The organism is Archangium minus (assembly GCF_044360475.1).
Classification (GTDB): Bacteria; Myxococcota; Myxococcia; order Myxococcales; family Myxococcaceae; genus Archangium; species Archangium minus.
The window spans coordinates 1,961,539-1,979,705 of the sequence record NZ_CP043494.1; the positions used below are offsets into that span (position 1 = coordinate 1,961,539).

Sequence of the window (18,167 nt, forward strand, 5' to 3'; positions counted from 1 at the left end):
CCGTCTCGGTGGATTCCGCCTCCGAGTGGCGTGTGGGTGAGCGGACATGAGCGTTCGAGTCCTGTGGTCGCGTGCGATGTGGTTGGCGCCCGTGCTGTCGTGTGTGCTGGCGGCCTGCGGTGGGTCTCCGTCGGTCAACGTGGGCTCGGGAGAGGATTCGGGCTCGGGCGGCTCGGTTGAGTCGCCTCGTGACTCCGGTACGACCCTTCCGGAAACGGACGCGGGCATCCTTGTGGATGCGGGGACGTGCCCTGGTTCCGACACCTGCTCGGACGAGGACGCGGGAACGAGCACCGACGCGGGAACAGAGCCAGGCGAGGACGCGGGAACAGATCCGAGCACCGATGCAGGGACCAGCACCGGCCCGGATGCGGGTGTCGAGCCTGTCTCTGATGCGGGAACGGGCACGGATACTGACGCGGGTACCAGCACAGGCCCCGACGGAGGCGTTGAGCCGGGTACCGATGCGGGGACGGACACGGATACGGACGCGGGCACCAGCACGGAGCCGGATGCGGGCATTGAGCCGGGCACCGATGCGGGGACGGACACTGGCTCGGACGCGGGCACCAGCACGGACCCGGACGCGGGCGTTGAGGCGGGCTCCGACGCAGGGACGGACCTGGATGCGGGCTCCGGTCCGGATGCGGGCGTCGAGCCGGGCACGGACGCGGGTACCAGCACGGGCCCAGACGCGGGTGTTGAGCCTGGCACCGATGCGGGAACGGATCTGGATGCAGGCTCTGGCCCGGACGCAGGCGTTGAACCGGGCACCGACGCAGGGACGGACCTGGATGCAGGCTCCGGCCCCGATGCGGGCGTTGAACCGGGCACCGACGCGGGAACGGGTACCGACGCGGGGACTGCACCGCTGACCGCGAACATGGGCGGGGACAAGGTCCTCTGCGCGGGCAGGTCCACGTCCATCGGTCTGCCAGCGACTGGAGGCGTGCCTCCCTACGCGTATGCGTGGAGCGCGAGCCCCGTGTGCACGGGGTGCTTCGACAGTACCTCCGTGGCCTCGCCCACCGTAACGCCCTCGGTCACCACCACCTTCACCCAGACGGTCACCGACGCCCTCTCGCAGACCGCCTGGGCGAACACCCTGGTCACCGTGCTCCCGAACCCGGGCAGTGCCGGCACGGACCTGACGCTCGACCCCGGAGCATCCACCCTCATCGGGCCCACGCCGGTCTCCGGCGCCACCTACGCGTGGTCTTGCAACCGCGCGGATTGCGCGCTCTCGGCCAGCAACGTGGCGCAGCCGGTGGCGGGCCCCACGCGCACGACGACCTATACGCTCGAGTCCTCCAGCGGAGCGGGCTGCGATGTCCGAAGCAACATGACGGTCTGGGTCAACCTGAAGGCGACCACCATCCCGGAGGACGGAGCAACGGGCTTCCCGCTGAAGTCGGCGCTGCTCGTGCAGTTCGAGCAGCCCATTGCCCCGGCCACCCTCACCTCCGCCACGGTGCAACTCCACGATGCACTCACCGGCACTCCGGTGGCGATGACCTTCTCCTACGACGCGACCAGCCGGCAGCTCCGAGTGGTGCCCACGGACACGAACTACGCCGCCAACACGGAGTACACCCTCACGCTCACGGGCGGGCCGTCCGGCATTGCCTCGGATGACCCCGTCCAGCCCAACCTGTTCCCCGCGGACGTGCAGGTGGACTTCACCACGGCCGCCGCTGCGGACACGACGCCCCCTGCCATCACCTTCCGCAGCCCGACGAGCGGGGCCCTGAATGTCGCCAGCAACGCCTCTGTCGTGGTGACCTTCGATGAGCCGGTGGACTCCTCGACGGTGACGGATTCCCAGTTCAAGCTCTCCAGCGCCGCCGGAGTCGTGACGGGAACAGTGCGCTATGACGCGGCGAGCTGGACGGCCACGTTCACCCCCTGGGTCCCGCTGGCCTCCTCCACCGTCTACACAGTGTCGCTCGCGAACATCCAGGATCTCTCCGGCAACGTGATGACCACGCCCGCGAGCTGGACCTTCACCACGGGCACGGCAGCGGACACCACGCCGCCCTCGGTGACGTCTGTGAGCCCGGTGAACGGAGCCACGGCCGTGGCCTCCTCGGACCCGCTCCAGGTGACGTTCAGCGAGAACGTGGACATCGCGAGCCTCACGGGCATCCGGCTGCTCCAGGTCTCCAACGGGACGTCCGTGGCCGGCAACGTCAGCTACAACGCCACCACGCGGGTGGCCACCTTCACGCCGACGGTGCTGCTCGGCTCGCTGACCACCTACGAGGTGAACGTGAGTGGGGTGAAGGACCTGGCGGGGAACCCCATGGCGGCCCCCTTCACGTCCCGCTTCACCACCCGGCGGACGCTTTTCTCGGACAACTTCGAGAGCGGCACGGGCGCGTGGCTCCTGCCGGCGCCCACCGGGGGGGCGCCCTGGAGCCTCACCACCGCCAACTTCCACAGCGCGCGCAACAGCCTCACCGACAGCGCGGGCGGGAAGTACGCGAGCAACGTCGTGAGCTCCGCCGAGCTGGCGACACCGTTGAGCGTCTCGGGCCTCACGTCGGTGACGGTGCAATTCTGGATGAAGGCGCGCACGGAGAGGAACAAGGACTTCGTCTACGTCGATGCGAGCATCGACGGAGGCCCCTGGAGCCAGATTTCGGGGGGACGCTACGCGGGCAACCTGGCGTGGGCGGTGCGTTCGCTGAACCTGCCGCTCTCCGGCAAGTCGACGCTGCGCATCCGCTTCCGCCTCGAGTCCAACGCCACCAAGAGCTTCGACGGCGTGTACATCGACGACGTCATCATCCAGTCGCCCTGAAGAGACGCGACAGGGGTTGTTTCCTGGAGGGGGGCGCCTGGTTTCCGCGCACCTCCTCCAGGAGGCGGCATGCAGGCAGGCAAGGCGAGTGTCATCGCGGTGCTGCCGTGTGCGCTGGGCGCATGTGGCCCATGTCCGAAGCGTCTCGGGGAGTGAGCCCGGCTGGGGATGTCACCCCGACGGCGGGGACATGGCTCCGGCGGAGACTCCGTCTGGCGGGAACTCCTCGACCTTGCGGACGTGGCGGGAGGCGTATCCCCGCACCGCCGCGACGAGCGTCAGGAGGCCGGCGACGATGAAGCACAGCGCGATGCCCCGGCCGCGCGAGTCGAGCAGGGCCATCGGCTTGGAGAATGCCGGGACGAAGAGGGAGACGTCGTCCATATGGTCCGCCACGAAGCCCGCGAGCAGGTACGCCAGCGGCTGGACGGACCAGGCAATCATCCCGCGCATGGCGAAGACGCGGCCCCGGAGCGGGGCTGCCACCGTTCCTTGCCAGATGGCCTGGCTGCTCCCGTCCATGATGGGGAGGCAGAGCCCCGCCAGGAAGGTGCAATAGCCAAGCATCGTCAGGCTGGGGAACAGCCCGGCGGTGGCCAGGATCAGCCCCAGCCCGCTCCCCACCGCGAGCACGCCGTGTATGCGGTTCCGCGGCCCGCCCCACGCTGCCATCACGAGGCTCCCCACCACGAGCCCCATGCCACCCTTGCTCAGCAGGGCCGAGAGCACGGCCGGGCCCGCGAGATCCAGCACCAGCGGGGGCAGCAGCACCTGCATGGAGGAGAGCGCCGCGTTGGTGACGACTGCGAATGCGAGCAGGCCGAGCAGGCCCCGGCGCTCCTTCAGGTAGTTCCACCCTTCGAGCGCTTGGTGCAGCGTCGAGGTGCTCGCCTTCGGGGTGGCCGGGCTCCCCGAGCGCGGGAGCCGGATGAGCGACACCGTGGTGATGGCGACCAGGAAGCTGATGAAGTCGATGAACACCACCATGTCCAGGTGGGTGACGCTCATCAGGAACCCCGCCAGCGGGGGGGCGATCAGGGGCACGGCGGCGTCGCTCGCCTGTGTCAGGCCGTTGGCCCGGCCCAGGTGCCGCGCGGGGACGAGCGCCGGTGTCAGCGCGGTGTACGCCGGCCGCTGGAACGCGCTGCTGACCGAAGCGATGGCGGTGCCCACGTAGACATGCCAGGGCGTGAGCCGATCCAACGAGAGCAGCACGGCATAGGCGAGGCTGACCAGCCCCGCGCCGAGATCGCCCAACCTGATCGCGTTGCGCAGCTCCCACCGATCCACCAGCACGCCAGCGATCGGTGCCACGAGCATCCCGGGCAGGATGGTGAGGGCGGAGATCAGCGCGAAGTCCATCACCGAGCCGGTGAGGCGATACACCCAGAGCCCCAGGGCGAAGCTGGTGAGGGCGCTGCCGAGCATCGACACCGTCTGACTGCCCCAGATGATGACGAAGCGCAGCGCTCCGTTCTCAGGGGTGCTCATGGCCGGGCGGCCTCAGCCTCGGGGGGCACTGCGGTTCAGGGAGGCATAGGCCGCGTGCAGCTTCATCCGCAGGGCGATGTGTGCCGCCACCGGCCCCACGCGCAACGTCGTCGGGATGTCCCACCACCAGAGGTTGACCGCGATGGAGGGGGAGACGGTGTGGACGCGATGCCACCAATTCACCGGCAGGAAGAGCATCTCGCCCGGATTGAGGATGAAGTCATGGTCCGGCTGGAGCCCGCGCGCGCTCATCCGCTGGGCCACCCCCACGTCGAGATCCACCGCGCTCAGGTCGGCGGCCCAGTCGAGCCGGGCCGGCTCGAGGAGCCTGGCCTTGGTGGGCGCGTAGAGCTGCCAGCGCTTCTGGCCGGAGAGCTGGGCGTAGAGGTTGTGGGCGCGATCCCGGTGGAGCTGAGCGAAGGTGCCGCGCGGAGCGATCCAGACAGAGGACTCGGTGAGGCGGTCCAGCCACCGGGGCGCATAGTCCGGGAAGCGGACGTCCGCTCGCAACGAGGGCACCGCCTTGAGCAGCGAGGGCCCCACCAGGTGGTTGATCTCCTCGGGTCGCTTCCCGAGCATCTCGTCCGCGATCGCGTCCAGGTTGCTTTCGAGCGGCCGCGCTGAGGAGGCCTCCACCTCGTCCAGGTAGGCGGCCAACTTCATCCTCCGTGCGCCGCCCAGCGGCGCCGAGGTGCCGGGAATGGCGCCCCAGGTGTACAGCGCCGACCGCACGGTGATCTCTGCGCCTCCGTGCATGGCTCGGAACCACTCGAGCGTCCACTTCGAGGAGGCAGGCCAGTCCCGGGTGGCGCCGGTGAAGATGACCGGCCGCCCCGTCTTCTCCCACGACGCGAGGAACTCCTCGCGGGAGACGAGCGGGACCCGGGGAATGGCCTGTGACGTCACGATGTGCTCCTCCCCCTCCGTGCTACTGCACGGCCACCGCCGTCTCGAGGCCGCGCCGCTTCATATCCAGGATCAGCAGATCCAGCGACATGTTCTCGTCGTTCGTCGAGAAGATCCGGTTCTTGTTGAGGTACTCGGACATCTCATTGATGAAGCTCTCGATGTACTCGACCTTGCGCGGGTAGTCGTCCTCGTCCGCGTAGCCCAGCAGCGAGTCGAACGAGCTGGAGCGCTCGTAGCGCTTGCGGAAGGGGGACTTCGCGTAGTCGCGGGAGGTGATCTCCAGCGGGGTGAACAGGCGCAGCTCGAGCTTCCCGCGGACCGTGAAGAAGGGACGTACCTTCTTGTCGAGCACGTTCTTGCGCAGGAAGTCCACGGTCATCTTGAGCTGATCCACCGTCTCGCCGGGGTAGTTGTGGAACAGCATCAGCTTGTTCACGATCCCCTTCTGGCTGCTGATGTCGAGGATGTTCTGCACCTGCCGGATGGAGACCCCCTTGATCATCTTCTTGAGGACCTCCTGCGAGGCGGACTCCAGGCCCCACTCGATGACGCGGATGCCGGCCTGCTGCCAGCGCTCCAGGATCTTCTCGTCGGTGAACTGGGGCTCGAAGCGGGCGTAGGTGAGGATGTTCACGTCGAGGTTGCGCCGGATCAGCTCCTCGGCGATGGCCGTGCCCTCATGCACCTCCAGCATGTCGTCCACGAAGTGGAAGAAGCGAGTGTTGTAGCGCTTCGCCAGCAGCTCGATGTTGTCCACCGTCTTCACGGCGTCATTGCTGTAGTAGCCTGAGTACGTCTTGTAGTGGTTGCAGAACGTGCACTTGGCGAAGGCGCAGCCGCGCGAGGTGGACAGGGGCAGCGTCGGCAGCAGGAACTTGTCGAGATCGTAGCCGTCGAAGTCCGGGCGGAAGATCGACAGCTGGATGTCGTGGCGCGGCTCGTTGACCTGGATGGCGCCCTCCGCGTTCCGGTAGACGACACCGTCGAGCTTCTCGACGGGCTTGCCGCGGAGGAACTCGAGGAAGGTCGTCTCCGCCTCCTTGAGGAAGGCGTAGTCGATGCAGTCGTTGTTCTTCAGGTACTCTTCCTTGAAGGTGGAGGCGTCCGGGCCCCCGACAACGATCTTCCCGGTGATGAGCGGCTTGAGGCGCCGGGCGAACCACAGGGTGGCCTTGCGCTGGATCTGGATGACGGAGAAGCCCACCACCCGAGGCTGCAGGGCCGCCACCTCCAGCACCTTCTGGTGCAGGAACTTCGTCACCGGGTTGTCGATCTCTCCGCCCGCCTCGTCATAGGTCAGCGCCAGATCGATGACGATGTGAAGCATCCCGGTCAGCACGAAGATGAGCGAGGCGAGGCTGCTCTCCTGCTCGTCGCAGAAGACCTCCTCATAGCGGCGGGCCTGGAGCTTCTGCTTCACCTGCTCAACCCGCGCGAAGCCGATCTGGTTGTCGATGTAGTGCAGGTAGACGAGCGCGTTGCGGATACGATCAAAGTCCGCCGGCATGTCGACGTGCGCCTTGGCGAGCGCGGGGAGGAAGCGGTAGGCGAGCTCCTTGAGCTGCTCCTCGGTGAGGAGGAAGTCGCGGAGCAGGACGTTGACGTCCTGCTGCTTCACCTTGAAGAAGTTCTTCCTCAGCGCGGCCGTCAACGTGGGCACCGCCAGATGCGGGTAGTCCATGTTGTGGTTCGGCATTTTGAGGAGGACCACGTCCGTGCCCCGCACGCGAGCGGTCGGGGTGCCGGGAGTGTCCTTCCCGGGCTGGGCGGCGTTGTCGTCGACTCCGGATGGATTGTCTGCCATGGGGTCACCCCGGTGTTGAAGGTTCAGCGCTTGTCTTCTTCCTTGTCGCTCTCGAGCTCCAACGAGTTGCGCTCGAGGATCCACCTGTTGTCCACGAAGACAGGGGACTGACACTCGTAGGTGTCGGCGATCGAGTCCAGATCGAACTCCAGGACCACACTGTTGTTGCTGTGCCGCCACTCGTTGTACCGGCCGAGCGAGGCATACCGCTCGAGGAAGGCCCGATCGAACGCGGCGATCCGGGCCTCCACCGCGGCCTCGACGCCGTAGCTCGCGCGCAGCTTCGCGATGTCAGCCTCAACGGACTGCTCCTGGTGCATGATCCGCGCGAGGTGCCACAGCTCCTTGAGTGCGTAGAAGTGCTTCACGTAGCCGCCGCGGCTCAGGTTCACCGAGTCGTTCAGCTGCGGCCAGCGGGACCAGAGCTCGGCGAGGGAATTCGCCAGCAGCGCCGGGTCGTCGCCGCCCTCCGTGAAGGGGACCTCGATCACGGGGAAGCGCGTCAGCAGGGCTCGATCCTCCGGACGCTCGGAGAGCTTGCTCAGCTCGGTCAGCAGCGCCGGGAGCGTCTGGGGCAGCCGCTCGGCGGTGATGCAGAAGCGGAAGTCGATGATGTAGCCGCGCAGGAGCGAGGCCGTGGACCGGAGGGTGTCCGCCAGGGTGGAAAAGTCCTCCCGGTCCGTGAGGTGCGGCAGCAGCGTGAGCCTCGGCAGCCGGCAGTCCAGGCGGGTGAGGAGATCGACGAACGACGCGTCTGGTTTGGCCGAGCTCAGAATCTTGAAGTTCGGGTCGGACTTCTGAGAGTCCTTGCGTTCCCGGAACACGCCAATGATCCGCTCGAGCTGTGCGCGCACCTGCTCGTTGTCGCGGGACGCCACGAGGAAGGCGGTCAGGTGCGCGTAGGGCGTACTGTGGTACCAGCGCAGGTCCTGCTCGATCCGCGTGAAGAGATCCTGCTCCTCCTGGGTTGGGAGGACGTACTCGACGATTCGCTTACGCAAGCTTCCTCCACCACACTGACGGTGGGCTGTTCACGGGGGGCCCGGAATATAGCTGTTCACACACGTCAAATCCACCCATGTCCGGGCTTTACCGTTCTTCGTCGGATCGCTGTGAGTTGACAGGCTTTGGCTTGATGCGGCGAAGCCGCTCGAAGTCCGAGGCACGGCGCTCTCCCTTGAGGACGTTCTCCTGCTTGCGCTCGGTCTCGGTCTGGAGCTCCAGCCGGGCCAGGCTCCTGTCGGCCCCACCGGCGAGCTGTTGGAGGAGCAATTCATACTGTCGGTGCATCCGCGCGATGGTCGCCTCGTCGAAGATGTCGACGTCGTAGCTCCAGGAGGCCTCGAGTCCGCCGTCGCGCTCCTCGAGGATGACGACGAGGTCGAACTTCACCGCGTCGAAGTTGGGCGCGAGCTGGCTCATGCTCAGGTCCCCGAGCCGGAGCGCCGGTAGCGGCGCGTTCTGCAACACGAAGAGCACCTGGAAGAGTGGGTTGTAGCCCAGGGAACGATTGATCCCGAGCTCGTCCACGACGCGCTCGAACGGCACGTCCTGGTGCTCATAGGCCTCCAGCGTCAACGCCCTGACGCGCTGCAAGAGCTCCTGGAAGGAGAGGGTGCCCTGGACCTGGCACCTGAGCGCGAGCGTGTTGACGAAGAACCCGATCAGGTCCTCCGTGAGCGGGTGGGACCGGTTGGCGATGGGCACGCCGACCACGATGTCCTCGGTGCCCGTCAGTCGATGGAGCAGCGCATAGAAGGCCGCCAGCGCGGTCATGAAGAGCGTCGCGCCCTCCTTCTTGCTGAGCGCCTGGAGTGCCTCGGTGTCCTTCGAGCCGAGCCTCCCGACGACGAGCTTGCCTCGGTGGCTGGGGACCTCGGGCCGAGGGAGCGCGGAGGGCAGCGTGAGCCGCGTAGGGGCGCCGGCCAGCCGCTGGCGCCAGTAGTGGAGCTGGCGCTCTAGCAGCTCGCCCTGGAGCCAGTGCCGCTGCCAGTACGCGAAGTCGGCGTACTGGATCGGCAGCGGCGGCAGCGGATCCTGCTGGCCCGCGCTGAAGGCCTCGTAGAGCGCGGTCATCTCTCGGAAGAGCACTCCCAGCGACCAGCCGTCCGAGACGATGTGGTGGAGCGTCACCAGCAACGCGTGCTCCTGCTCGTCCAGCCGCAGCAGTCGGACGCGCAGCAGCGGGGGCTGGGCGAGTTCGAAGGGCCGCTCCGCCTCTCTCTTCTCGATCTCCCGGGCGCGGGCCTCGCGCTCTCCGGCGGGCAGCGCGCGGAGATCCTCGACCGGGACCTCCAGCTTCAGCGTTGGGACGATGCGCTGGACCGGGCTTCCCTCCTGGGACTCGAACGCGGTGCGGAGCACCTCGTGGCGCTCCAGCAGCGTCCGCAGGCACCGCTCGAGCACCGCCACGTCGAGCGCGCCGGTGAGCCGCAGCGCGCCCGGGATGTTGTACGTGGAGGCGTTCGGCTCGAGCTGGGCGAGGAACCAGAGCCGCTGCTGCGAGTAGGACAACGGGAGGAGGCCCTCCCTCGCCACCGGAGAGAGCGGTCGCGAGGCGGCCCGGCGGGAACGGTGCGCCGCATCGATCAGCTCCGCCAGCGCGGCCACGGTGCCGCCCTCGAAGAGCGCCTTCAACGGCAGCTCGACGCCGGTGGCCTCGCGCACCCGCGACACGAGCCGCGTCGCCAGCAGCGAGTGCCCGCCCAGCTCGAAGAAGTCGTCGTTGATCCCCACGCGGGTCAGCCCGAGCAGCTCGCTCCAGATGGACACGAGGGTTCGCTCGGTCGCGGTGCGGGGCGCGCTGAGGGAGCTGCCGGCCTGTGCGCCGTCGAGGGGCTCGCGGGAGAGCACCCGCCGGTCGACCTTGCCGTTCGGGGACAGGGGCAGGGCGGGGTGGAATGCCACGGAGGTTGGAATCAGGTGCTCTGGGAGCAGAGGCTCCAGGTAGCCGCGCAGCTCGCTGGCCGTGACGGCGGAGGCCTCCCGGAGGACGACGTGCGCCACCAGTCGCCGGGTGTCGGCGCGCTCCCCGGCGGCCACCACGGCGACCTCGCGCACCGCCGGGTGCCCGAGCAGCGCGGCCTCCACCTCGCCCGGCTCGATGCGGAACCCGCGGACCTTCACCTGGTTGTCTACCCGGCCGAGGAACTTGATGCGCCCGTCAGCCCTCCAGCAGGCCAGGTCCCCCGTCCGGTACATGCGGCTGCCCGGCTCGCTGCTGAACGGATCCGGCAGGAACCGCTCCGCGGTCAGCCCCGCGCGCCCGAGGTACCCGCGCGCCAGCCCGTCCCCCGCGCAGTACAGCTCACCGGGCACTCCGAGCGGCACGGGCTCCAGCCCGGCGTCGAGGATGTAGACCCGCGTGCCTGTGATGGGCGTGCCTATGGGCACCGGCGCCTCGACCTCGCCCGGCGCCGCCATGGGGTGGCAGCAGGTGAACGTGGTGTTCTCGGTGGGGCCATAGCCGTTGATGAGCTGGAGCCCGGGGTGGCGCTCGAGCACGCGGCGCACGTGGGTGGGGGAGAGGACGTCTCCTCCCGCGAGGAGCTGTCGCACGCCCGCGAGCGCCTCCGGGTGCTGCTCGACCAGGTTGTGGAAGAGTCCGGCGGTCAGCCACAGGGCCGTCACCCGATGCCGCGCCAGGGTGTCCTCGAGTCGCTCAAGCCCTGTCCCGTCGCCGGGGAACAGCACGAGCCGGCCACCGTTCAACAGGGGGCCCCAGATCTCCAGCGTCGCGGCATCGAACGAGAAGGGCGCGAGGTGGAGGAAGGCGTCCTCGGCGGACAGCTTCGCGTAGTTGGGCGCGGTGACGAGGCGGATCACGGCCCGGTGGGGGACGCAGACTCCCTTCGGCTGGCCGGTGGAGCCCGACGTGTACATGACGTAGGCGAGGCTCTCGGCTCGCGTCATGTCCGGCAGGGCCTCGGTGGGCTCGCCAGCAATGGCCGGCCAATCGGCGTCCAGGCAGAGCCGGTCCGGGGTGGTGCCCTCAAGCGTTGGCAGCAGGGCCGCCTCCGTGAGGAGCAGCCTCGCGTCCGAGTCCGCGAGCATCAGCGTCAGGCGCTCCCGCGGGTAGCCGGGCTCAAGCGGCAGGTACGCGCCCCCAGCCTTCAGGATGCCCAGCATGCCGATCACCCGCTCGAACGAGCGGCGCACATACAGCCCCACCCGAGCGTCGGGCGTGACGCCTCGGCGCCGGAGGTGATGCGCGAGCTGGTTGCTGCGCCGGTCCAGCTCCCCGTACGTCAGGCTCCGGTCCGCCCATTCGAGGGCGATGGCGTCAGGAGTCCGGGCGGCCTGCTCCGCGAAGCGCTGGTGGAGGGTCGCATCGCGCGGGTATCCGCGCCGGGTGTCGTTGGCCCGGGCGATCACCGCCACCTCCGCCTCGGTGAGCAGCGGAAGCCGCGCGAGCGGCGCGTCGGGGTGCTCCACCGCGCCCTGGAGCAGCCGCTCGAAGTGCTCGGCCATGCGGGCCACCGCCTCGGTGGGAAGCAAGGCCGTGTCGAACTGCCAGCTCACCGCCCAGCCGTCGCTCCGCTGTCCGACCTCGAGCAGGAGATCGAACTTGGCCTGCTCGGGCAACACCTCCTCGAAGGAGGTCCTCAGGCCTGACAGGGTGGGCCCTTCGCCCGGAATGTCCTGAAGGAGGAACATGAGCTGCAGGAAGGGCGGCCGGCTGGACGTGCGCGCCGGACGGACAGCCTCCACGAGCTTTTCGAAGGGCAGGTCCTGGTGCGCGAGGGCGGTCAGGGTCACCTCGCGGACCCTTGCCACGAGCTCCCGGAACGAGGCCCTCTCGGGGACATGGGTCCGGAGTACCAGCGTGTTCACGAAGAACCCGACGAGTCCCTCGAGCGCGCCGTGGGTCCGGTGTGCCACTGGCGTCCCGACCACGAGATCCCGCTGCCCGGTGTGCCGGTGCAGCAGCGCCTCGAAGGCGGCGAGCAGCGCCATGAACGGGGTGGCGCCTTCGGCGTGGCAGAGCGCCTGGAGCGAGGCCATCAGTGGCGCGGGCAGGGCGCGCCGGACGACGCCCACCGGGCCGGGGGCGGTGGAGCGGGCCGCGTGGGCGAGAGGGAGCTCGAGCTCCGCTGGTGCGCCCTCCAGCGTCTTCCGCCAGTGCGCGAGCTGATTCTCCAGCACCTCGCCCTGGAGCCACCGGCGCTGCCACACCGCGAAGTCGGCGTACTGCACCTCCAGCTCCGGGAGCGCCGCCGTGCGGCTGGTGCTCCGCGCGTTGTAGAGCTCCGCCAGATCCTGGAAGAGGATATTCAGCGACCACGCGTCGCACACGATGTGATGCAGCACCACGACCAGGCGGTGCTCCTCTTCGCCCAGGCGGATCAGGCGCGCGCGCATCAGCGGAGGTCGCGAGAGGTCGAAGGGGAGGGCTGCCTCTGCTCGGACGAGCTCCTCCGCGCGAACCTTGCGTTGCTCGGGAGGCAGCGCGCGAAGATCGTCCGCTTGAAAGGGCACCGTCACGGCGGGCTCAACGAGCTGGACCGGCTCACCGTCCTGTTCGAGCAGGCGGGTCCGGAGAATCTCGTGTCGCCGCATCAGCTCGCTCAGGGAGAACTCGAGCGCACCGACGTCGAGTCGCCCGACGAGGTGCAGCGTCCCAGGCATGTTGTAGGCGGCGCTTTCGGGCTCGAGCCGGGCCAGCAGCCACAGCCGTTGCTGCGCGAAGGACAGCGGAAGCGGGGCGCCGTGGTCGACGCGGGCGAGCGGCGGGGCAGCGCTGGGCGAGGGAGCACTGCCGGCCTGGTCGATCCGTGCCGCCAGCGCCACGATGGTCCCCTCCTCGAACAGGGCCCGGAGCGGCAGCTCTATGCCGAGCGTGCTTCGGATCCGCGAGATGACCTGCATGGCCAGCAGTGAGTGGCCACCCAGCTCGAAGAAGCCCTGGTCGACGCCCACACGCTCGAGCTTCAGGACGTCCGCCCAGATCTCGGCGAGTGCTGCCTCGGTCGGGGTGCTCGGCGGTTCCCCCTCGCTCGCGGACGGCGGTGGCGGTAAGGCGCGCCGATCCACCTTCCCGGAGGAGCCGTAAGGGAACGCGTCGAGCCGGACGATGGCGGCCGGGACCATGTAGGGCGGCAATCGCGCGGCGAGCTGCGCGCGCAGGGCCGATGGAGCCACCTCGGGAGCGGCGACGGCGTACGCGACGAGCCGCGCCTCCCTGCCCGCGCCCTCTGCCTGGAGCAGCACGAGCGCGTCGCGGACTCCCTCGCAGGCGCGAAGCGCGGATTCGATCTCGCCCAACTCCACGCGGAAGCCGCGGATCTTCACCTGTTCGTCGGCGCGGCCCAGGTACTCCAGCACGCCGTCCGTGCGCAGGCGGGCCAGATCTCCGGTGCGGTACATGCGGCTGCCCGGGGTGGTGGAGTGCGGATCCGCCAGGAAACGCTCGGCGGTCAGCGCGGGGGCACGGAAGTAGCCTCGGGCCAGGCCCTCGCCTGTCAGCCACAGTTCCCCCACGCCGCCAGTCGGCACGGGCGCGAGCCGCCCGTCGAGGACGTAGGCTCCCATCGTCCGGAGCGGTCGGCCGATCGGGACGTCGTCGAGCCCCGTCGTCGTCGCCGCCGGCAGGTCGTGGCAGGTGGCGGACACCGTCGCTTCCGTCGGCCCGTACACGTTGATCAGGTGGATGGAAGGCGGTGCGTGGCGGTGCCACTGCGTCACCCGCTCGGCGCGCACTCGCTCCCCGGCGACGATCACGAATCGCAGCGAGGTGGGCAGGGAGAGCTCCCGCTCGGCGAGCGCGGCGGCCACCGTGTGGAAGAAGGCGGTGGGGAGATCCAGCAGCGTCACCGCGAGCCGCTCGCACCCCGCAAGGAAGCCTTCCACGGTGGCGAGCATGGCCGCATCTCGGAGGACGAGCGTGGCGCCGGTGCAGAGCGCGAGGAAGATCTCCTCCACGCTGGAGTCGAAGCTGAGGGAGTTGAACTGGAGGACGCGATCCTCGGGGACGACGCCGAACTGCACCCGCTCGGCCTGGACGAGGCTCGCGAGGGCGTGGTGGGTCACCATGACGCCCTTGGGCCGCCCGGTGGAGCCGGACGTGTAGATGACGTATGCGAGGTGCTCCGGCGTCACGGAGGAGGGCGGCGGCTCGCGGCGTGTCTCCCCGGCCTCCACCGTCACCACGGTGACGCCCTGTTCCGCGAAGAAGGCCGCGTGGGAAGGGTGCGTCACTGCGAGCTGAGCTCCTGAGTCCGCGAGGACGTCCGCGCGCCGCGCGTTGCTGAACTCGGGATCCAGCGGCACGTAGGCGCCGCCCGCCTTGAGGATCCCGAGCACCGCGACGATCTGCTCGATCGAGCGCTCAAGGTAGATGACCACCAGGGTGTCGGGGCCGACGCCCAGCTCGCGCAACCGCCAGGCCAGCGCGTTCGCCCGGGCGTCCAGCGCTCCATAGGTCAGCGCGTCCTCTCCTGACACGAGGGCCGTCGCCTCCGGGGCGAGCCGCGCGCGCTCCTCGATCCAGGTGTGGACGCAGGCGGGCTGTGGAGCCTCCAGCGGCCGCCCCAACGCGAGCCACCGCGCCTGGTCCTCCTCCGTGTCGAGCTGTAGCACAGCCAGCGGCGCGTCGGGTTGATCGACAGCGCTCCGCAGCAGGGACTCGTACCGCCGCAACAGCAGCTCGATCGTTTCGGGCTTGAAGAGATCCGCGTTGTACTCGAGCACCGCATGGAAACGCCCGTCGAGCTCGGCGATGGAGAGGGCGAGGTCGAGCTGGGCCGTCCCGAGCTCCAGTTCCAGGGACTCCATGGCCACACCCGCGAGCGAGAGCCGCGCGCCGCCAGTGCCCTGGGCCAGCGCGGCGAGCCCCTTCTCGCTCCGAGGCGGAGGCTGCTGGAACGAGAACATGGTCTGGAACAGGGGCGAGCGGCTCGCCTGGCGCAGCGGTGCCAGCCGCTCGACGAGGAGGCTGAATGGCATGGCCGCGTGATCGAGCGCTTCGTGGACGGTCCGGCCCACCTCGGCCATCAACGCGCGGAACGGGAGCCCACCGTCCAGCTCCAACCGCAGCACCAGGGAGTTGACGAAGTATCCGACCGTCTCGGCCAGCTCGGCGCGCGCACGGCCCGCCGACGGCGCTCCCACCCAGAGCTCCCGCTGGCCGTTGTGCCGATACAGCAGCGTGGCGTACGCCGCCAGCAGGGGCGCGAAGGGGGTGGTCGCCTCTCGGCGGAAGAGCTCCTTCAACCGCGCCGTGAGCGAGGCATCCAGCACGCGCTCCCGCCTGCCGCCGCGGTACGTCTGCACGGGTGGGCGGGGGTGATCCGCCAGGTGCTCGAGGACCGGCGGCGAACCCGACAGCCGACGCTGCCAGTACTCCCAGAGCCGTTGACCGTGGGGACCTTCGAGCTGCTCCTGCTCCCAGCGCACGGCGTCCGCATAGGAGGCCGCGGGGGAGGGGAGCACCGCGGCGGTGCCATCGCGCTCCGCCGGGTAGAGCGCTGAGAGCTCCCGGGCGAGCTGCCCGAGCGACCAGAAGTCCGCGATCAGGTGGTGCACCACCACCAGCAGCACCTGCTCGGAGCCGCTTCGCCGGTACAGCCGGAGCCGGAGCAGGGGACCTCGCTGGAGCTCGAACGGGAGCGACGCCTCCTCGCGCAGGCGGGTGCGCAGGGCGTCCTCGCTCCAGCCGGAGGCGTCCTCGCCGCGGAGGTCGACCTCGCCCTGAGCGTGGAGCCGCTGGAAGGGCTTCCCGTCTTGCGCGTGGAAGGTGGTGCGCAGGCCAGGGTGACGCTCGACGAGCCGGTGCACCGCGCGCCGGAGCAGCGCCTCGTCGAGCGGCTCCAGGACACGGAGCGCCGCGGCGATGTGGTAGGCGGCGCTGTCGGGCGCGAGCTGGTGCAGGAACCACAGCGCGCGCTGGCCGTACGAGAGCGGGAAGTCGCCCGACGCCGTGCCCGACGGGCGCTCCGGCTGCCACTGGCGCGCGTCGGCTGCACGGGCCGCTTCGACTGCGGCGACAATCTCCTCGAGCGTGCGGCTGCTCAGCAGGCGTGCCAGCGGCACGCTCACGCCCAGGCGCAGTTGGAGCCGATGCTGGAGCTCCACGCTCGACAGCGAGTCCAGGCCCAGCTCCTCCTGACCCGCCGTGACAGGGACGGGCAGAGCCAGGACCTGGGAGACCTCCTCCGCCACCTCGCGCCACAGCGGTGACGCCCCGGACCCGGTGGGCGCATCCTCCGTGGCGGCAGCCGCCCCGGTGCTCGCCGTGCTCAGTGTGGCGCTTGCCAGGGCCTGCAACTCGCCCGAGAGGAACGCCGCGCGGCAGGCGTGCCGTTGGATCTTCCCGCTCGACGTCTTGGGCACGGTGCCCGGCTCGATCAGTACCACCGCGTGGAGCGCCAGTTCGTGCTGCTCGGTCACCGCACGGCGGATCGCGTCGATGACCTCGTCGAGGCCGCTCTCCGCGCGCTGCGCGGTGACCTCGTACACGACCACGAGCTGCTCGGCGCCGTCGGCCTCCACGGAGAACGCCGCGCCGGAGCCGGGGCGCACCGCTGGATGGCTCTGCTCGACGGTGCGCTCGATGTCCTGCGGGTAGTGGTTGAGCCCGCGGATGATGATGAGATCCTTGGCGCGTCCGGTGACGAAGAGCTCGCCGTCACGCAGGAACCCGAGATCGCCCGTGCGCAGGAAGGGGCCCTCGCCCGAGTCGCGCAGCCGGGCCCGGAAGGTCCGCTCCGTGGTCTCCGGCTGGCCCCAGTAGCCTCCGGCCACGCTCTCGCTCGAGACCCAGATCTCCCCGATCTCCCCATCGCGCCGGAGCGCGGAGGTCTCCGGATCCACGACGACCAACCGGCCCTCGAGCACGTTCCGACCGGAGCTCACGAAGTGCTTCGCCTCGGCGTGCCCGGCCTCCGCGGGGACGGCCTGGCCGCGCTGGAGCGCCTGCCCGTCGAAGGCCTCCACCCGAGGCGCCTGCCCGACCTCGGAGCCCGAGACAATCAGCGTTGCCTCGGCCAGCCCGTAGCACGGATAGAACGCTTCCCGGCGGAACCCGATCGGGCCGAACGCCTGGGTGAAGCGCTCGAGGGTGTCGGGGCGGATGGGCTCGGCCCCGTTGAAGGCCACGCGCCAGCAGCTCAAATCCAGGCCCTCGCACTGCTCCGGGCGGATCTTGCGCGTGCACAGCGCGTACGCGAAGTCCGGACCCCCGCTGGTCGTGCCGCGGTGGCGGGAGATCGCCTGCAGCCAGCGCAGCGGCTGCTGGAGGAAGTCCATCGGCGACATGAGCACGGCCGGGTAGCCGGTGTAGAGCGGCTGGAGGATGCCGCCGATGAGCCCCATGTCGTGGTACGGCGGCAGCCAGATGATGGCCCGGCTCGTCCGGTCCTGCTGGAAGCACCGCCGGATCGCATCCAGGTTGTGCAGCAGGTTGCGGTGGGTGAGCGTCACGCCCTTGGGCAGGCTCGTCGAGCCGGAGGTGTACTGGAAGAAGGCCAGCGAGGTGCTGGAGAGCCTCGGCGGCGTCCAGGCCTCCGAGGCGCCATCGTCGATCTCATCCGAGGCGATCCATCTCAGCCGTGCCAGCTCGGGCGCGAGCGGATAGAACTGGCGCAGCAGCTCCAGGTGCTCCGTCCGCGTGAGGCCGGCGGCGGCCTGGGCGTCGACGGCGATCGCCTGGAGCCGCATCAGCGAGCGGTCGTGCCGCGGCGGGTACACGGGGACGGCCACCATCCCGGCGTAGAGACAGCCGAAGAACGCGGCGATGTACTCGAGCCCCGGCGCGTAGAGCAGCAGGATGCGGGTGCCCGGCGGCAGCTCCGCCAGCCGCGCGGCGATGGCTCGGGCGCGACGATCCAGCGCGGCGTACGTCAGTCGCTCCTCCTGCTCCTCGCCGTCCACCAGGAAGGTATAGAGGCCGAAGTCCGGCTCCTGCTGCGCCCGCTCGCGCAGAAGCTCGACCAGCGTGGACGCGCGGGCGTGGGGATCGCTGTGATGGCTCATGAGGTCGGTCTCGGCGGCGGGGTTCCCAGGCTTCTGCTCGCTGGCGGGTCACCCGATTGCTTGGGAAATTCTACGCCCAGTTTTGCGCCCGTCGCCTCCCGGTGCAAGCGACAGCGGCGGGCCCGCCGGAGGCGTCTGGAGGGGCGCTTCGCGCTGCGGTAACCTCACCCCCCCTCCTGTCACCACGTG

The 18,167-nt window shown here is 69.6% G+C and carries 6 protein-coding genes; 1 reads left to right on the forward strand and 5 read right to left on the reverse strand.

Annotated features, from left to right (window positions below):
- Positions 1-46 precede the first annotated feature (46 nt).
- The gene (locus tag F0U60_RS08195) at positions 47-2,803 is read left to right on the forward strand and encodes an Ig-like domain-containing protein (RefSeq protein WP_395816219.1); all 2,757 of its coding nucleotides are present in this window, start codon (positions 47-49) and stop codon (positions 2,801-2,803) included.
- A 171-nt stretch (positions 2,804-2,974) separates the two neighbouring features.
- On the opposite strand, the gene F0U60_RS08200 is transcribed toward F0U60_RS08195, so the two are convergent.
- From F0U60_RS08200 to F0U60_RS08220, 5 genes are all read right to left on the reverse strand, one after another.
- Positions 2,975-4,294, reverse strand: coding sequence for an MFS transporter (locus F0U60_RS08200; RefSeq protein WP_395816222.1), 1,320 nt, complete (start codon positions 4,292-4,294; stop codon positions 2,975-2,977).
- A 12-nt stretch (positions 4,295-4,306) separates the two neighbouring features.
- On the reverse strand, positions 4,307-5,200 hold the full coding sequence (locus tag F0U60_RS08205) for a cupin-like domain-containing protein (RefSeq protein ID WP_395816225.1): 894 nt from the start codon (positions 5,198-5,200) through the stop codon (positions 4,307-4,309).
- Positions 5,201-5,222: 22 nt separating this feature from the next.
- Positions 5,223-7,007 carry a B12-binding domain-containing radical SAM protein gene (locus F0U60_RS08210; protein ID WP_395816228.1) on the reverse strand — a complete coding sequence of 595 codons (1,785 nt, stop codon included), beginning with the start codon at positions 7,005-7,007 and terminating at the stop codon, positions 5,223-5,225.
- A gap of 23 nt (positions 7,008-7,030) precedes the next feature.
- Positions 7,031-8,008 carry a hypothetical protein gene (locus F0U60_RS08215; RefSeq protein WP_395816231.1) on the reverse strand — a complete coding sequence of 326 codons (978 nt, stop codon included), beginning with the start codon at positions 8,006-8,008 and terminating at the stop codon, positions 7,031-7,033.
- 88 nt (positions 8,009-8,096) lie between these two features.
- Complete coding sequence (locus F0U60_RS08220) at positions 8,097-17,978, reverse strand: amino acid adenylation domain-containing protein (protein ID WP_395816233.1); 9,882 nt, start codon at positions 17,976-17,978, stop codon at positions 8,097-8,099.
- Positions 17,979-18,167: the final 189 nt, after the last annotated feature.

Bases quoted from the DNA above. Each gene is read 5' to 3' on its own strand.
- F0U60_RS08195 (WP_395816219.1), top strand. From the start codon at position 47: ATGAGCGTTCGAGTCCTGTGGTCGCGTGCGATGTGGTTGGCGCCCGTG.
- F0U60_RS08200 (WP_395816222.1), bottom strand. From the start codon at position 4,294: ATGAGCACCCCTGAGAACGGAGCGCTGCGCTTCGTCATCATCTGGGGC.
- F0U60_RS08210 (WP_395816228.1), bottom strand. From the start codon at position 7,007: ATGGCAGACAATCCATCCGGAGTCGACGACAACGCCGCCCAGCCCGGG.
- F0U60_RS08220 (WP_395816233.1), bottom strand. From the start codon at position 17,978: ATGAGCCATCACAGCGATCCCCACGCCCGCGCGTCCACGCTGGTCGAG.